This window comes from Faecalimonas nexilis, assembly GCF_059731825.1.
Window position 1 is genome coordinate 37,198 of record NZ_AP029189.1, and the last position, 17,527, is coordinate 54,724.

The 17,527-nt window shown below is 42.4% G+C and carries 6 protein-coding genes, 9 tRNA genes and 3 rRNA genes; 17 read left to right on the forward strand and 1 reads right to left on the reverse strand.

Annotated features, from left to right (window positions below; all coding sequences use genetic code 11):
- The first annotated feature begins 40 nt into the window (after positions 1-40).
- From AC6I5B_RS00170 to AC6I5B_RS00225, 12 genes are all read left to right on the forward strand, one after another.
- Positions 41-1,571: ribosomal RNA gene (locus AC6I5B_RS00170) — 16S ribosomal RNA — on the forward strand.
- Between the two features lie 69 nt (positions 1,572-1,640).
- Positions 1,641-1,758: ribosomal RNA gene (gene rrf / locus AC6I5B_RS00175) — 5S ribosomal RNA — on the forward strand.
- A 10-nt stretch (positions 1,759-1,768) separates the two neighbouring features.
- Positions 1,769-1,842, forward strand: a tRNA-Ile gene (locus AC6I5B_RS00180).
- A gap of 76 nt (positions 1,843-1,918) precedes the next feature.
- Positions 1,919-1,991 (forward strand) — tRNA-Ala (locus AC6I5B_RS00185).
- A 228-nt stretch (positions 1,992-2,219) separates the two neighbouring features.
- Positions 2,220-5,116: ribosomal RNA gene (locus AC6I5B_RS00190) — 23S ribosomal RNA — on the forward strand.
- Together the 16S, 23S and 5S rRNA genes with 9 tRNA genes alongside form the textbook arrangement of a ribosomal RNA operon.
- A gap of 76 nt (positions 5,117-5,192) precedes the next feature.
- Positions 5,193-5,266 (forward strand) — tRNA-Asp (locus tag AC6I5B_RS00195).
- A gap of 36 nt (positions 5,267-5,302) precedes the next feature.
- Positions 5,303-5,375: transfer RNA gene (locus AC6I5B_RS00200), tRNA-Val, on the forward strand.
- A gap of 27 nt (positions 5,376-5,402) precedes the next feature.
- Positions 5,403-5,475, forward strand: a tRNA-Thr gene (locus AC6I5B_RS00205).
- A 4-nt stretch (positions 5,476-5,479) separates the two neighbouring features.
- Positions 5,480-5,561, forward strand: a tRNA-Tyr gene (locus AC6I5B_RS00210).
- Positions 5,562-5,630: 69 nt separating this feature from the next.
- Positions 5,631-5,704: transfer RNA gene (locus tag AC6I5B_RS00215), tRNA-Met, on the forward strand.
- 8 nt (positions 5,705-5,712) lie between these two features.
- Positions 5,713-5,785, forward strand: a tRNA-Phe gene (locus AC6I5B_RS00220).
- Between the two features lie 34 nt (positions 5,786-5,819).
- A tRNA-Lys gene (locus AC6I5B_RS00225) sits at positions 5,820-5,892 on the forward strand.
- Positions 5,893-5,984: 92 nt separating this feature from the next.
- Here the strand turns inward: AC6I5B_RS00225 and AC6I5B_RS00230 are convergent.
- Positions 5,985-6,587, reverse strand: a complete 603-nt coding sequence (locus AC6I5B_RS00230; RefSeq protein WP_022249892.1) for a formate/nitrite transporter family protein — start codon at positions 6,585-6,587, stop codon at positions 5,985-5,987.
- Positions 6,588-6,799: 212 nt separating this feature from the next.
- Between AC6I5B_RS00230 and carB the strand changes: the two genes are divergently transcribed.
- The 5 genes from carB to holB all read left to right on the forward strand — a co-directional run bounded on the left by carB (position 6,800) and on the right by holB (position 17,524).
- Positions 6,800-10,024: a carbamoyl-phosphate synthase large subunit gene (gene carB / locus AC6I5B_RS00235; RefSeq protein ID WP_004614430.1), complete on the forward strand. Its 3,225-nt coding sequence runs from the start codon at positions 6,800-6,802 to the stop codon at positions 10,022-10,024.
- A gap of 184 nt (positions 10,025-10,208) precedes the next feature.
- Positions 10,209-14,324, forward strand: coding sequence for an immunoglobulin-like domain-containing protein (locus AC6I5B_RS00240; RefSeq protein ID WP_004614429.1), 4,116 nt, complete (start codon positions 10,209-10,211; stop codon positions 14,322-14,324).
- A 156-nt stretch (positions 14,325-14,480) separates the two neighbouring features.
- Positions 14,481-15,875, forward strand: coding sequence for an aminotransferase class I/II-fold pyridoxal phosphate-dependent enzyme (locus AC6I5B_RS00245; RefSeq protein ID WP_004614428.1), 1,395 nt, complete (start codon positions 14,481-14,483; stop codon positions 15,873-15,875).
- The gene (locus AC6I5B_RS00250) at positions 15,868-16,449 is read left to right on the forward strand and encodes a nucleoside/nucleotide kinase family protein (RefSeq protein ID WP_004614427.1); all 582 of its coding nucleotides are present in this window, start codon (positions 15,868-15,870) and stop codon (positions 16,447-16,449) included. Before AC6I5B_RS00245 ends, AC6I5B_RS00250 begins: the two co-directional genes overlap by 8 nt.
- A gap of 85 nt (positions 16,450-16,534) precedes the next feature.
- Entirely contained in the window at positions 16,535-17,524 is a 990-nt protein-coding gene (gene holB / locus AC6I5B_RS00255) for a DNA polymerase III subunit delta' (protein WP_004614426.1), read from the forward strand.
- Positions 17,525-17,527: the final 3 nt, after the last annotated feature.

Here is a 17,527-nt window from a genome sequence, read left to right on the forward strand (position 1 = left end):
GGAAAGATAGCTAGCAGTTATCTGAACCGGAACAAACACTTTTAACGAGAGTTTGATCCTGGCTCAGGATGAACGCTGGCGGCGTGCTTAACACATGCAAGTCGAACGAAGCGCTTAAACGGATTTCTTCGGATTGAAGTTTTTGCGACTGAGTGGCGGACGGGTGAGTAACGCGTGGGTAACCTGCCTCATACAGGGGGATAACAGTTAGAAATGACTGCTAATACCGCATAAGCGCACAGTGCTGCATGGCACAGTGTGAAAAACTCCGGTGGTATGAGATGGACCCGCGTCTGATTAGCTAGTTGGTGGGGTAACGGCCTACCAAGGCGACGATCAGTAGCCGGCCTGAGAGGGTGAACGGCCACATTGGGACTGAGACACGGCCCAAACTCCTACGGGAGGCAGCAGTGGGGAATATTGCACAATGGGGGAAACCCTGATGCAGCGACGCCGCGTGAGCGAAGAAGTATTTCGGTATGTAAAGCTCTATCAGCAGGGAAGAAAATGACGGTACCTGACTAAGAAGCACCGGCTAAATACGTGCCAGCAGCCGCGGTAATACGTATGGTGCAAGCGTTATCCGGATTTACTGGGTGTAAAGGGAGCGTAGACGGTTGTGTAAGTCTGATGTGAAAGCCCGGGGCTCAACCCCGGGACTGCATTGGAAACTATGTAACTAGAGTGTCGGAGAGGTAAGCGGAATTCCTAGTGTAGCGGTGAAATGCGTAGATATTAGGAGGAACACCAGTGGCGAAGGCGGCTTACTGGACGATCACTGACGTTGAGGCTCGAAAGCGTGGGGAGCAAACAGGATTAGATACCCTGGTAGTCCACGCCGTAAACGATGACTACTAGGTGTCGGGGAGCAAAGCTCTTCGGTGCCGCAGCAAACGCAATAAGTAGTCCACCTGGGGAGTACGTTCGCAAGAATGAAACTCAAAGGAATTGACGGGGACCCGCACAAGCGGTGGAGCATGTGGTTTAATTCGAAGCAACGCGAAGAACCTTACCTGGTCTTGACATCCCTCTGACTGCTCTTTAATCGGAGTTTTCCTTCGGGACAGAGGAGACAGGTGGTGCATGGTTGTCGTCAGCTCGTGTCGTGAGATGTTGGGTTAAGTCCCGCAACGAGCGCAACCCCTATCTTCAGTAGCCAGCATTTAAGGTGGGCACTCTGGAGAGACTGCCAGGGATAACCTGGAGGAAGGTGGGGATGACGTCAAATCATCATGCCCCTTATGACCAGGGCTACACACGTGCTACAATGGCGTAAACAAAGGGAAGCGAACCTGTGAGGGGAAGCAAATCTCAAAAATAACGTCTCAGTTCGGATTGTAGTCTGCAACTCGACTACATGAAGCTGGAATCGCTAGTAATCGCGAATCAGCATGTCGCGGTGAATACGTTCCCGGGTCTTGTACACACCGCCCGTCACACCATGGGAGTCAGTAACGCCCGAAGTCAGTGACCCAACCGTAAGGAGGGAGCTGCCGAAGGTGGGACCGATAACTGGGGTGAAGTCGTAACAAGGTAGCCGTATCGGAAGGTGCGGCTGGATCACCTCCTTTCTAGGGAAGAAGTAAGGGATTGAAAGAAATCTGTTGTTTAGTTATGAGTGCTCAAAGAGTACAAAACTTTTCGGTGGCGATACGCCCAGGGGAAACACCCGTACCCATCCCGAACACGATGGTTAAGACCTGGGAGGCCGATGGTACTGCACTGGAGACGGTGTGGGAGAGTAGGTGGCTGCCGAATCTACAAAGAAGGGCTTATAGCTCAGCCGGTTAGAGCGCACGCCTGATAAGCGTGAGGTCGGTGGTTCGAGTCCACTTAAGCCCAGGTCTTTAAGTATGAGGCTGAGGAAGTAAGGTCCACTTAAGCCCATCGATAAAGTAAATATTGAAACATACCATTTGGGGGTATAGCTCAGTTGGGAGAGCGCCTGCCTTGCAAGCAGGAGGTCACGAGTTCGAATCTCGTTATCTCCATTCGATAATTGGAAACACAGAAGAATTGTTGTGGACGATTATCAAATGTACCTTGAAAATCGCATACAAGAAACGAAATGATAAGAAAAATATCAAGACATCCGAGGTAATTGTTAAAACTAATAATTAACTCATTCGAACACAACGAATTAAAAAAATGACCTATTACCAACGCACATCACGCTAGGTGTGTGTAGCAGACATCCATTCCCGTGGATGGAAGCAGTTGGTTATGCTAGAAAGAGCGTATGGTGGATGCCTTGGCACTAAGAGCCGATGAAAGACGTGATAAGCTGCGAAAAGCTTCGGGGAGGAGCAAATATCCTACGATCCGGAGATATCTGAATGGGGAAACCCGGCGGAGCAACCCTCCGTCATCTTAACGCGAATCCATAACGTTAAGAAGGGAACCCGGTGAACTGAAACATCTAAGTAGCCGGAGGAAGAGAAAGAAACATCGATTCTGTGAGTAGCGGCGAGCGAAAGCGGAAGAGCCCAAACCGACCTGCGTGCAGGTCGGGGTTCGGACTGCAAAATTGACGAGCGAGTCTAATGGAAAGGTTTTGGGAAAGCCTGCCAGAGAGGGTGAAAGCCCCGTACATGAAAGACGAGTGAGCATGGCAGTATCCAGAGTACCACGAGACACGAGAAACCTTGTGGGAATGAGCGGGGACCACCCCGTAAGGCTAAATACTCCTTAGTGACCGATAGCGCATAGTACTGTGAAGGAAAGGTGAAAAGGACCCCGGGAGGGGAGTGAAAGAGAACCTGAAACCATATGTTTACAAGCTGTGGAAGAGCTTTACATGCTCAACCGCGTACTTTTTGTAGAACGGTCCGGCGAGTTGCGCTGGCTGGCGAGGTTAAGGACTGAAGGTCCGGAGCCGAAGGGAAACCAAGTCTGAATAGGGCGAATATAGTCAGTCGGAGCAGACCCGAAACCGGGTGATCTACCCATGTCCAGGTTGAAGTTGCCGTAAAAGGCAATGGAGGACCGAACGCACATCCGTTGAAAAGGGTGGCGATGAGGTGTGGGTAGGGGAGAAATTCCAATCGAACCCGGAGATAGCTGGTTCTCCTCGAAATAGCTTTAGGGCTAGCCTCATACGAGTCTTGCGGAGGTAGAGCACTGAATTTCCTAGGGGGCGTCAAAGCTTACCGAAGAATATCAAACTCCGAATGCCGCGTAGATGATGTATGGGAGTCAGACTATACGAGATAAGTTGGATAGTCGAAAGGGAAAGAGCCCAGACCACCGGCTAAGGTCCCAAAATGTGTGTTAAGTGGAAAAGGATGTGGGATTTCGAAGACAACCAGGATGTTGGCTTAGAAGCAGCCATACATTAAAAGAGTGCGTAATAGCTCACTGGTCGAGAGGTCCTGCGCCGAAAATGTCCGGGGCTGAAACACACTACCGAAGCCGTGGAATCATCGCAAGATGATTGGTAGAGGAGCATTCTTAAAGAGAAGAAGCTGTACCGGAAGGAGCAGTGGATTTTTAAGAAGAGAGAATGCCGGAATGAGTAGCGAGAGGAAGGTGAGAATCCTTCCGGCCGAATATCTAAGGTTTCCAGAGTAAAGCTGATCTGCTCTGGGTAAGTCGGGGCCTAAGGCGAGGTCGAAAGACGTAGTCGATGGATAACAGGTTGAAATTCCTGTACTATGATATGACAGAACTGTGGGGACACGTGTGGAAAGCGGAAGCCGGGAATGGAAAGACCGGTGCAAGCAAGGTAAGAGACTGGTTGGCAAATCCGCCAGTCAATCTGAAGATGTGATGCGTACTGAAATATAAGTAAGGAAGTCCGTGAGCCATGCGTCAAGAAAAGCCGCTATTGTTCATATCGTACCCGTACCGTAAACCGACACAGGTGGATGAGGAGAGAATCCTAAGGCCGACGGGAGAAGCATTGTTAAGGAACTCGGCAAAATGACTCCGTAACTTCGGGAGAAGGAGTGCCAGTGAGAGCTGGCCGCAGAGAATTGGCCCAAGCAACTGTTTAGCAAAAACACAGGTCTATGCAAAACCGAAAGGTGAAGTATATGGGCTGACGCCTGCCCGGTGCTGGAAGGTTAAGGGGAGAGGTTAGCGGTAACGCGAAGCTTTGAACTTAAGCCCCAGTAAACGGCGGCCGTAACTATAACGGTCCTAAGGTAGCGAAATTCCTTGTCGGGTAAGTTCCGACCCGCACGAAAGGCGTAATGATTTGGGCACTGTCTCGACAATGCACCCGGTGAAATTGAAATACCAGTGAAGATGCTGGTTACCTGCGCCAGGACGGAAAGACCCCATGGAGCTTTACTCCAGCTTGATACTGGGATTCGATATTGCATGTACAGGATAGGTGGGAGACTAGGAAGCGGTGACGCCAGTTGCCGCAGAGTCGCTGTTGGGATACCACCCTTGCAGTATTGGATTTCTAACCAGCAGCCGTGAACCGGCTGGGGGACAATGTCAGGTGGGGAGTTTGACTGGGGCGGTCGCCTCCGAAAGGGTATCGGAGGCGCTCAAAGGTTCCCTCAGAATGGTTGGAAACCATTCGAAGAGTGCAAAGGCAGAAGGGAGCTTGACTGCGACACCGACGGGTGGAGCAGGTACGAAAGTAGGACTTAGTGATCCGGTGGTATAAAGTGGGATTGCCATCGCTCAACGGATAAAAGCTACCCTGGGGATAACAGGCTTATCACTCCCAAGAGTTCACATCGACGGAGTGGTTTGGCACCTCGATGTCGGCTCATCGCATCCTGGGGCTGGAGTAGGTCCCAAGGGTTGGGCTGTTCGCCCATTAAAGCGGTACGCGAGCTGGGTTCAGAACGTCGTGAGACAGTTCGGTCCCTATCCGGCGTGGGCGTAGGATATTTGAGAGGAGCTGACCTTAGTACGAGAGGACCGGGTTGGACTGGCCGCTGGTGAATCTGTTGTTCTACCAAGAGCATGGCAGAGTAGCCAAGCCGGGAAGGGATAAACGCTGAAGGCATCTAAGCGTGAAGCCCCCCTCAAGATGAGATATCCCATAACGTCAAGTTAGTAAGACCCCTTGAAGACGACAAGGTAGATAGGACAGAGGTGGAAGTGCAGTAATGTATGCAGCTGACTGTTACTAATCGGTCGAGGGCATAACCAAAAGGTGATAGGAACAAGAAGGATGAAGAGAGACTTATCGAGTGGATTGTATGTGATTTTGAAGGTACATAATATTTGGCCCGGTGGCTCAGTTGGTTAGAGCGCCGCCCTGTCACGGCGGAGGTCGAGGGTTCGAGTCCCTTCCGGGTCGTTTGTATCATTTGATACATAGAATTTAATATCTCATGGGATCATAGCTCAGCTGGGAGAGCATCTGCCTTACAAGCAGAGGGTCATAGGTTCGAGCCCTATTGGTCCCATTTATTATTGAAGTAGTAATAAACTTCGCCGATGTGGCTCAATTGGCAGAGCAGCTGATTTGTAATCAGCAGGTTATCGGTTCGAGTCCGATCATCGGCTTTTTGGATGGATTCCCGAGTGGCCAAAGGGGGCAGACTGTAAATCTGTTGGCACCGCCTTCGAAGGTTCGAATCCTTCTCCATCCATTAGGAATATAAATTCCGAAAGATAATGTATATTTTATAAATATATGCATATAATTAATTAGATATTGACGCGGGGTGGAGCAGTCTGGAAGCTCGTCGGGCTCATAACCCGAAGGTCGTAGGTTCAAATCCTGCCCCCGCAATTTTTTCTGCCCAGATAGCTCAGTCGGTAGAGCAGAGGACTGAAAATCCTCGTGTCGCTGGTTCGATTCCGGCTCTGGGCATTGCTACTGAAAGGTAGTACAAGTTAATAGTTGTGGAGCATTAGCTCAGTCGGTAGAGCACTTGACTTTTAATCAAGTTGTCCGGGGTTCGAATCCCCGATGCTTCATTTATTTTAACATTTAAGAGATTTCTTAGATGTTTTTTTATATAGAAAATTGCGTTCTATGCAATAAAAAAAGAGATAGCTTATCTCTTTTTTTATTGTCCATCTTTTGTTAATTTACAAAGAAGAATTCCACCTGTACTGTTTCCTAAGATCATGACAATCAAAGGTAAGAAGTATTTTGTTGGAGTACTAACAAGTCCAAGATAAAACATATTTGCAATACAGTGTTCAAATCCGGCTAGAATAAAAACAGATACACATAGGAAAACCGCGAGTGTTCCAAGGATATTTGGCTGTTTTTTAAATGTTGCAACTGCAATGAACATTAGCATTCCGCAGAAAACCGCAAGAAGAAATAAACTTATGTAGGTATCTGAGAGTTTGTTATCCACAATTGGTATGGCTTTTTCCACTAACCGATCATTAAGACGGGTCTGTTTGATAAGGAATGCCATGATATTTACGCCAATTGCATTGCCGATCAGAGTAATGAGAATTTCAATGTAGTTGTTTTTTCCGAGATAGCCAATCTTTCCGGTAAATAGGTTCAATTCTAGATTGATGATCGTGAAGAGACCTAATCCAAACAGAAAAGAAGCGGCGATCGAATTATCCATATTGAGATATACGGTACATCCAATCCCGATTAAAACTCCTGCAACAATTGCCTTTTTTAATGCGTTTAAGTGTTTCATAATTTCCCCTATATTCTTTTGTAATAAATTCCAGCGTTTAGTATATCATAGATTTGAACAGGTTTGTAGAAAAAATAACAAAAATATAAAATTCTTGCCTGTTAAGGCAACGAAGGAAGGGAGTTTAATTAGTAATTGACATCGCTATCACCAACATGTATAATATTTGGTGATAAAAATTTATGAGATTACGGAATAGGAGGAGAATAGATATGTCAAAGAGAGAAGACATTAAGAAAGTACTTATTATTGGTTCAGGTCCTATTATTATTGGGCAGGCGTGTGAATTTGATTATTCGGGTACACAGGCATGTAAAGCTCTTAGAAATTTAGGTTATGAAATCGTACTCGTGAACTCGAATCCGGCTACTATTATGACAGATCCGGAGACAGCTGATGTTACTTATATTGAACCTCTCAATGTTGAAAGACTTGAGCAGATTATCGCAAAAGAAAGACCAGATGCATTACTACCAAACCTTGGAGGACAATCGGGTCTTAATTTATGCTCGGAATTAGCTGAGGCGGGAGTTCTTGAAAAATATAATGTAGAAGTAATCGGTGTTCAGGTAGATGCGATTGAGCGTGGTGAAGACCGTATTGAATTTAAAAAGACTATGGACAGTCTTGGAATTGAGATGGCAAGAAGTGAGGTTGCATATTCGGTAGATGAGGCGCTTGCAATCGCAGATAAATTAGGTTATCCGGTAGTACTTCGTCCGGCGTACACAATGGGTGGAGCAGGAGGCGGTCTTGTATATAATGTAGAAGAATTAAAGACTGTATGTGCAAGAGGTCTTCAGGCGAGTCTGGTAGGCCAGGTACTTGTTGAAGAATCTATTTTAGGTTGGGAAGAGTTAGAGCTTGAGGTGGTTCGTGACTCTGAAGGTAATATGATTACAGTATGTTTCATTGAAAATATTGACCCGCTTGGTGTCCATACAGGTGACTCATTCTGTTCAGCTCCTATGCTTACAATCTCAGAAGAAGTACAGAAACGTTTGCAGGAAAAATCTCATAAAGTTGTAGATTCTGTTAAGGTAATCGGTGGATGTAATGTACAGTGGGCGCATGATCCAAAAACAGACAGAGATATCATTATCGAAATTAACCCAAGAACATCGCGTTCGTCGGCACTTGCTTCTAAAGCGACAGGTTTCCCGATTGCTTTGGTATCAGCAATGCTGGCAACAGGGCTTACATTGAAAGATATTCCATGTGGAAAATATGGAACATTGGATAAGTATGTTCCGGATGGTGATTACGTTGTAATCAAATTTGCTCGTTGGGCATTTGAAAAATTCAAAGGTGTAGAGGACAAACTTGGTACTCAGATGCGCGCCGTAGGTGAAGTTATGAGTATTGGTAAGACATATAAGGAAGCATTCCAGAAAGCAATCCGAAGCCTTGAGACAGGTCGCTATGGACTTGGACATGCAAAAGATTTTGATACAAAATCAAAAGAAGAATTGTTGAAAATGTTGATTACACCGACTAGCGAACGTCATTTTATTATGTATGAGGCACTTCGCAAAGGTGCAACTGTGGATGAAATTCATGAATTGACAAAAGTAAAACACTGGTTCATTGAACAAATGAAAGAACTTGTGGAAGAAGAAGAAGCTCTTTTAGCTTATAAAGGAAATCTTCCTTCCGATGAAGCTTTAACTGCAGCGAAAAAAGACGGTTTTTCAGATAAATATTTGAGCCAGATTTTGGAAGTAGATGAAGCCGATATCAGAGAAAAGAGAATCGAGATTGGTGTAGAGGAAGCTTGGGAAGGCGTACATGTAAGTGCTACGAAAGACAATGCTTACTACTATTCAACATACAATGCAGAAGATAAGAATCCGGTAAGTGAAGAAAAACCGAAGATTATGATTCTTGGCGGTGGACCAAACAGAATCGGACAAGGTATTGAGTTCGATTACTGCTGTGTACACGCTTCTCTTGCACTTAGAAAACTTGGATTTGAAACAATTATTGTAAACTGTAATCCAGAAACAGTTTCTACAGATTACGATACATCTGACAAGTTGTATTTTGAACCACTTACATTGGAAGATGTACTTAGTATTTATAAGAAAGAAAAACCGGTTGGAGTAATCGCGCAATTTGGTGGACAGACTCCATTGAATCTTGCTGCTGATCTTGAGAAAAACGGTGTGAAGATTCTTGGAACAGCTCCTTCTGTAATTGATCTTGCAGAGGATAGAGATTTATTCCGTGAAATGATGGAAAAATTAGATATTCCGATGCCGGAATCAGGAATGGCTGTTAATGTAGAGGAAGCATTGGAAATTGCTGAGAAGATTGGTTATCCGGTTATGGTTCGTCCGTCATACGTACTTGGTGGACGTGGAATGGAAGTTGTATACGATGCAGAAAGCATGGTTGGATACATGAATGCTGCAGTTGGTGTGACACCGGATCGTCCGATTTTGATCGACCGTTTCTTAGGACACGCAACAGAGTGTGAGGCGGATGCAATCAGCGACGGAACACATGCATTTGTGCCGGCTGTAATGGAACACATTGAGCTCGCGGGAGTTCATTCAGGGGACTCTGCTTGTATCATTCCGTCAAAATATATTTCTGAGGAAAACGTAAAAACAATTAAAGAATATACAAGAAGAATTGCAGAAGAAATGCATGTAAAAGGTCTTATGAACATGCAGTATGCAATTGAAAACGGAAAAGTATATGTTCTTGAGGCGAACCCAAGAGCATCTAGAACTGTGCCGCTTGTATCAAAAGTATGTAATGTCAGAATGGTGCCTCTTGCAATTGATATTGTGACAAGTGAATTGACAGGAAGAAAATCTCCGGTACCGGAATTGAAAGAACAGGATATTCCTTACTATGGAGTAAAAGAAGCTGTATTTCCATTTAATATGTTCCAGGAAGTAGACCCTGTACTTGGACCTGAGATGCGTTCAACAGGTGAAGTACTTGGACTCTCAAGATTTTACGGAGAAGCATTCTTTAAAGCACAGGAAGCAACACAGACAAAACTTCCGTTGGAAGGAACTGTGTTGATTACGGTAAATGACAAAGATAAAGATGAAGTAGTTGATCTGGCGAGAGACTTCGCGGATACAGGATTCAAGATTCTTGCATCTAAGCATACAGGAAAATTGATTCAGGATGCCGGAATCGAAGTAGAGATTGTGAATAAACTGCAGGAAGGAAGACCAAATATCCTTGACCTGATCACAAACGGAAAGATTGATTTAATCGTTAATACTCCGATTGGAAAAGACAGAAATGTAGATGATAGTTATTTACGTAAAGCTGCAATTAAGAAAAAAGTGCCGTATATGACAACAATGGCAGCAGCGAAAGCAACTGTAAGTGGTATTCAATCATTGAAGAAACCGGGCTGCGGTGAAGTGAAATCATTGCAAGAACTTCACAGTGAGATTAAAGATAAATAAAATATGTTAAAATAAAACTCTGATTTTTGTTGTGGTAAAAGTCAGGGTTTTATTTTTTAGTAGTCTCCTTTTTTACAATTATTTAAAAAAGTGTTTACAGAAACAAGATAGAAAAACAAAGAGTTAAGGAGTATTTTTTATATATCAGATAAAAATATAGTTAAAAAAGTATGAGGAGACAAAAATGAAGAAAAGAAGCAGACAACTGGCAGTTTTGGGAATTATCGGACTGCTGGCAGTTCAAGGGGGAAGTATAGAAACTAAAGCAGCAAAACAGTTAGCACCATCAAGTGTGAAAGCTCCGACATTGACAATTACAGAAATTCTTCCTGACAGTTCTAATGTAGAGGGAGCCGATGCATATGAATTTGTGGAAATCTGTAACAATGCAAACAAAAGTATTAATTTGAAAGACTATCGTTTGTCATATACATATCCGGATACGGGAGTGCAGACTGTATGGTGGGAAACTGCAGAAGATAAAATTCTCGAACCAGGTGAAACTCTTATATTTTGGATTAAAAATGGTTCCAACGATGGTCTGACACTTTCGGATTTTAATAGTAAATTTGGTGTCAGTTTAACAGAGGATCAATTGATTGACATCTCTGTTGGAGGAATGGCAAATAGTGGAAAAAGAGGCTTGTGCCTTACGACTAATGTAGGCGATATGGTAGATAATGTGGTGTATAATGATAATAATGCAGATAATACAACAGCAGATAAATCTATTACTTTCCAGAATCAGTATGTAAATGATGTCTTTACAACAGCAATGACTTCTGACGAGGAAACACCTACTCCTGGCACAATTACAGATAAAGAAAAAGCGATGTACCAGGCATCGATAACAGCACCGGTGAAACAACCGGCAGTAACAGATTATACAGAAACGACATTTAATAATGAAACAGATTCTTTGGCATTTTCAGTGGAAGCTATTTCTGAAGAGTCTACAGTTAAAACAGTCACATTATATATGAAAGACAGTAATCAGTCAGATTATAAGAGTTATAATTTGACACGAAGAAGTGCGGGGGAAAATCGCTTTGAAAGGATATTGAGTAATGTTGATCTTTTAAATAAAAAGAGTTTTTCGTATTATTTTGAAGTGAGCGATGGATATTCTGTCATTACAACGGAAGAAAAGACCGTTAATAATACAGACAGTGAAATGTCTCAAGGGTTAAACCTGAAGAACGGTGATGTCATTACAGACAAACAGCAGATTATAGCAAATGGTTCGCAGCTGCTTATAGATGGAACTGACTATTCAAGTAAGGCTCAGAAATCTATTAGCGGCAGCGGAAAAATTGCTTTTGAAGCTACAGACACGGATGTATTCTTCAAAAACGCAGTGGCAGTAGACGGAGATGTGGTAGGAGTATTCAATGAGGGAACGTATAGTAATGTTGCAACTTATGTATACGATATAAATGCGGACAAGTTTGACGCAGAGAAGAAAACAATTACTGTGGAATTCCATGCGGGAAATAAAGCAAACGTATTAGAGCATAATATTGAAAATAACGATGACTTTACGCTTCGCAATATTCGTATGATTTTGCCGAATGGAAAGACACTGACACCAGTCTCTTATGAAGCCAAGAAAGGTTTAGGTGAAGTGGAGCATGACAATTTGGATCAAGTTCCAAAAGTAAATGTTAATATTCCGTCACAGGAATCCAATATCTCAATGGGAGACGGTGCTTCAAAATATGAAATTCTATATGCAAATTTCCAACTAGAGGATAGTGACTTTGAAGCTATGCGCTATCTTTGGGATACAACAGAAACCACGGATGGAGAGCATACCGTATCCAATGGAGATGAGCAGGTATCGGTAACAGTAGACAATACCGCACCGGAGATTACAAGCAATATTGAGGAGGGAAAGCAATATCACAATGGAACAATAGAGGTTACAAGTAAGGATGCAATTAGCGAGAGCGTTTCAACAGTAGTAACACTTGACGGTAAAACAATTTCTGTTCCGTATGATTTCCGTGCATTGGAAATGGTGGCAGGTGAACATACGATTCAAATTACAGCAAGAGATCAGGTGGGAAACAGTGCACAAAAGGAAATTCATTTTACTACACCGGAAGAATCTGCAAGTCTTGAGGAAAATGTATCACCGGAAAATGGAATGACTGTAAATAGGGCACCGGTTCTTTCTGTGACACCAAAAGACGAAGCAGGGGATGAAATGACTGTTACCTTCAAGAAAGGTGAAAAATATGAGCTGGGAGATACCAATATTGTACAGGACAGTGGTGTAAGTGCAGAGAGTGGAAGCATTGAAAAGGCATTTGAGGAAAATACAGGAAATGGATTTCCTTACGACAGTTTCCAAATACAGCTTGATGAAGAGGCAAATGAAAACACAGTCATTACAGCTCAATGGTCAGGAGAATCAAATAATACCAAGACATTTATGTATGTGTATAACACAGAATCAGAAGAATGGGAGAAGGTAGATGCAAAGCAGACAACAGAAGGTGATAAGATGACACTGGCAGGAGAAGTTGTCTTGAAGAATCATATTGTAGACGGAAAAGTCAGAGTGATTGTGCAAAATGGAGAAGGATACACACCACCACAAAATGGTGATATTCCAGAGATAGCTTCTTATGCAATGAACGAAACTCCGGATAATGTGGAAACACATAATCAAAACGATACTCCACGCGAAGACTATGATTTTACCTTTGCGGTAGAGAGTGATACACAGTATTATAATGAAGATTATGATGGAAATACTGATCAGTCTAATGACGGACAATATCAGCATCAGATGAATATTCATAATTGGCTGCTTGGCAACAGACAGAGAATGAACATTCAGTATTTGTTCCATGATGGAGACATCATTGATGATGAGCCGAATATACAAGAATGGGAACAGGCAGACGCGGCTTATAAAAAATTAGATGTGGCTAAATTCCCGTATGGAGTTCTTGCGGGAAATCACGATGTGGGACACTTAAATGGAGATTATTCAAACTATACACAGTACTTTGGAGAAAATCGTTATTTATCAAATCCATGGTACGGTGGAAGTTACAAAAATAACCGTGGTCATTATGATTTGATTTCTGTAGACGGAATTGACTTTATTATGCTTTACATGGGCTGGGGTATCGGAGATGAAGAAATACAGTGGATGAACGATGTGTTGGCACAATATCCGGAAAGGAAAGCGATATTGAATTTCCATGAATATTTGCTAGCAAGCGGTGGACTTGGCGAGGAACCACAGCGAATCTACGATGAAGTTGTCTCGAAAAATGAAAATGTCTGCATGGTTCTTTCCGGACATTATCATAATGCGAAGACAAGAATTGATACATTTACAAATGCAGATGGAAGTACAAGAAAAGTGTACAATATGCTGTTTGATTATCAGGGACTTATGGAAGGAGGAGCCGGATATATAAGACTGATGCATTTTGATGTAGAGGGACAGCGTATGATTGTAAGAACATTTACCCCTTCTTACGGTGGATCAGATTTTAGCAATTATGGAGATTACGATGCAAAACCATCAGAAACACCAAATCCCGGAAATGAGTTTTCTGTAGAAAATGCTAATTTAAATGATGCAGAAAGCTTTGAAGTGCCATTTTCTGAACTTGGAATTGTTCCAAAAGTGAAAACATTGGAGACAGATGATTTTAAAGTAAATGTGTATAAGGAAGATGTTATAGGAAGTGTAAAACATGTTGAAAGTGGAACAACAGCATCCTATGAGTGGAAAGATGCACAAGAGGGTATCAATGGCTGGTATGCTGAAGTTACAGATGAAAACGGAGGTTTGTCCAGAACGAATGTTTATTATGTAAATGTGCAAACAGATACAGAAAAGCCAGTGCTAACGGTTCCGGAAAAAACAGTTTTAAAAGAAGGCGATACTTTCGATGAAATGGGAGGTGTTACTGCGAAAGATAATGTAGATGGTGATATCACTCATAAGATTATCGTAACAGGAAAAGTGAATACCAGCGTAGCGGGCACATATGAGCTTGTCTATGAAGTAACTGATGCAGCAGGAAATAAAGCACAGGTTACAAGGGAGATTATAGTAGAAACAAAAAGTGCTGCAGATTTAAATTCACAAGACACAAATAAATCGGAGGGAAGCAACAACCATGTTTCAACAACACCAAATGCTGATATAAAGAGTCAAAGTAGTGTTAAAACCAGTGATAAATCGAATATTAAGACGCCATTGCTTTTCACAGTTTTCTCTTTAGTAATTGGAGGCGTGTTTGTAACCGGAATAAAAAGAAGAAAATAGTAGCAATTATAAAATATCTGTATTTCATTTTGTTTGAATTTGTGTTATAGTATTTCAAGAATCAAACGATTGAAAATATTATGATAAATATGAAAAGCATAAATAAAGAAATGAGCTGCATCCTGTGATGTGGCTCATTTTAGTAGGGAGCTGAACATGAAGACAATTTACAATTATCTGAACGAATATAGTGAGAGTGATTTCTATGGAATGCATATGCCGGGGCACAAAAGAAATGAAAAAATGATGGAGAATGATCTGCCTTATAAAATTGATATTACCGAAATAGATGGGTTTGATGATCTCCACCACGCAGACGGGATCATTCGGGAGGCGCAGGAACGTGCAGCGAGATTATATGGTGCAGATGAGACACATTTTCTTGTAAATGGAAGTACGGTTGGAATTCTGAGTGCGATTATGGGAGTGACTGACAAAGGAGACCAGATTCTTGTAGCCCGTAATTGCCACAAATCTGTGTATCATGCCATTTATTTAAATGAGCTGGAACCGGTGTATGTCTATCCGGAATACGATGAGAAAACAGGATTAAACGGGGAAGTAAAAGCAGATGAGATTGCGTTGTTATTGGAAAAAAATCCAAATATCAAGGCAGTTATGATTGTATCACCGACATATGACGGTGTGGTATCTGATGTGAAAAAGATTGCAGAAGTGGCACATGCACATGAGATTCCGTTGATTGTGGATGAGGCACATGGAGCACATTTTGGATTTGATCCGTATTTTCCGAAAAATGCGAATGAAAATGGTGCAGACATTGTCATACATAGTGTGCACAAGACACTTCCATCGCTCACACAGACCGCATTGCTTCATATCAATGGAACGTTTGTAAATAGAGAAAAAGTGAGGATGTATCTACACATGTTACAATCCAGCAGTCCGTCGTATGTATTGATGGCAAGCATAGATGAATGTATGGAATTGATTGAAAAAAAAGGTGAGGATATCTTTTCGGCTTATGTGGATAACTTGCAAAAAATGCGGGAAGAGTTGGGAAAACTTTCTTGTTTGAGGCTTGTCGAGACTTCACATTATGACTGCTCTAAATTTGTGATTTCAGTGAGAAATACAAATATTTCAAGCAGAGACCTTGAAAAAATATTGCGTAGGAAGTATCATTTGCAGATGGAGATGACCTCGGGAGACTATGTGCTTGGAATGACGGCAGTAGGAGACACGAAAGAAGGATTGGAAAGATTTACACAGGCATTGTTAGAAATTGATTGCTCCTTGTCTGCCATGAACAAACAACGAGTGTGGAGAGAACTTCCGAGAACGAGACTTTGTGCAAAAAGTTCTGACGTACTGCATAAAAAGTGCGGAAAACTTTGTGGATGGAAAGAGAGTATCGGAAAAATTTCGATGGAATATGCGTATTTGTATCCACCCGGAATCCCGATTATTGTGCCGGGAGAGCAGATTACGGAGGATGTGATTGCATATTTGGAAATGTATGAGCAGTTAGGATTTTCGATTGAAGGTCTGGAAGTGGATAAACAGATAAAGGTGTGGATAAATGAGTAAGATTTTTTATTTTATGGGGAAAAGTGCCTCCGGGAAAGATACAATTTTTAAACAGATCAAAGAGAGGATGCCAAATCTTAAGACAATTGTAATCTATACAACACGTCCGATTCGGGAAGGTGAGCAGGAGGGTGTGGAATATTATTTTGTCGATGAAAAAAGATTGGCTGAGCTCGAAGCACAAGGGAAAGTAATCGAGCTTCGCGCATACAATACGGTACACGGAGTGTGGAAATATTTTACGGTGGATGACGGACAGTTTGACGGAGATGAGAATTACATTGCAATCGGGACTTTAGAGTCATATGCAAAGATGCTCGCATATATGGGGACGGACTCATTGGTACCTATATACATTGATGTTGACGATGGAGTGCGATTGTTAAGGGCGGTAGAACGAGAAAGAAAACAGAAAGAGCCAAAATACGAAGAACTGTGCAGGAGATTCCTTGCAGATGCAGAGGATTTCTCTGAGGAAAACTTACAAAGAATGGGGATAACTCACCATTATTTTAATGACAATATGGAAAACTGCATCCAAGAAATTATGCTATGTATTCACCAAGAATTATGATATAATGTTCACGTAAGCAAAGCGATGGCAAGGTTGCACGTCGAGTGAAACTGTATAAGAAAGTGCGTAATAGAAAGGTAATAATATGAGCGGATTTAAAGATGTTGTAGGACACAAAGACATAATTCAATATATACAAAATGCCGTAGAGCAGGATAAAGTATCTCATGCATATATCTTAAATGGCGCAAAAGGCTCTGGAAAAAAGATGCTTGCAAAATTATTTGCAATGACTCTGCAATGTGAGAACAGCCAGTTAGAACCTTGTGGTGAGTGTCGTTCCTGCAGGCAGGCAGATAGCGGGAATCAGCCGGATATCATTACGATACAGCATGAAAAGCCGGGGTCAATCAGTGTAGATGATATACGAGAGCAGCTCAATGGTGACATTATGATCAAGCCATACAGCAACCGCTATAAGATATACATTATTCCGGAAGCGGATCTGTTGACTGTGCAGGCGCAGAATGCACTGCTAAAAACGATTGAAGAGCCACCGGAATATGCCATTATTTTTCTGCTGACAGAGAATGCAGACAGTTTGCTGCCGACAATTCGTTCAAGATGTGTCATGTTGAAATTGAGGAATATTAAGGATACTTTGATTAAAAAGTATTTGATGGAGCAACTGCATATTCCGGATTATCAGGCAGATATCTGTGCCGCATTTGCACAGGGAAACATGGGGCGTGCCATTATGCTGGCAACGTCAGAACACTTTAATGAGATTAAAGAAGAAGCAGTTCAGTTGTTAAAATATATTGATGAGATGGAACTGAACGAGATTGTCAGTGCGATAAAAGAGATTAATAAATATAAATTAGAAGTGACAGATTATCTGGATCTGCTTACTGTCTGGTACCGGGATGTTCTGCTTTATAAGGCAACAAAAGAAGCAGGAAAAGTTGTATTTGGTGACCAATTGACTTACATCAAGGAGAAGGCAAGCAAAAGTTCTTATGAGGGAATTGAGATTATTCTGGACAGTATCGAAAAGGCGAAAACACGCCTGAAAGCGAATGTAAACTTTGATCTGGTAATGGAATTATTGTTGCTTACGATAAAGGAGAACTAGAAT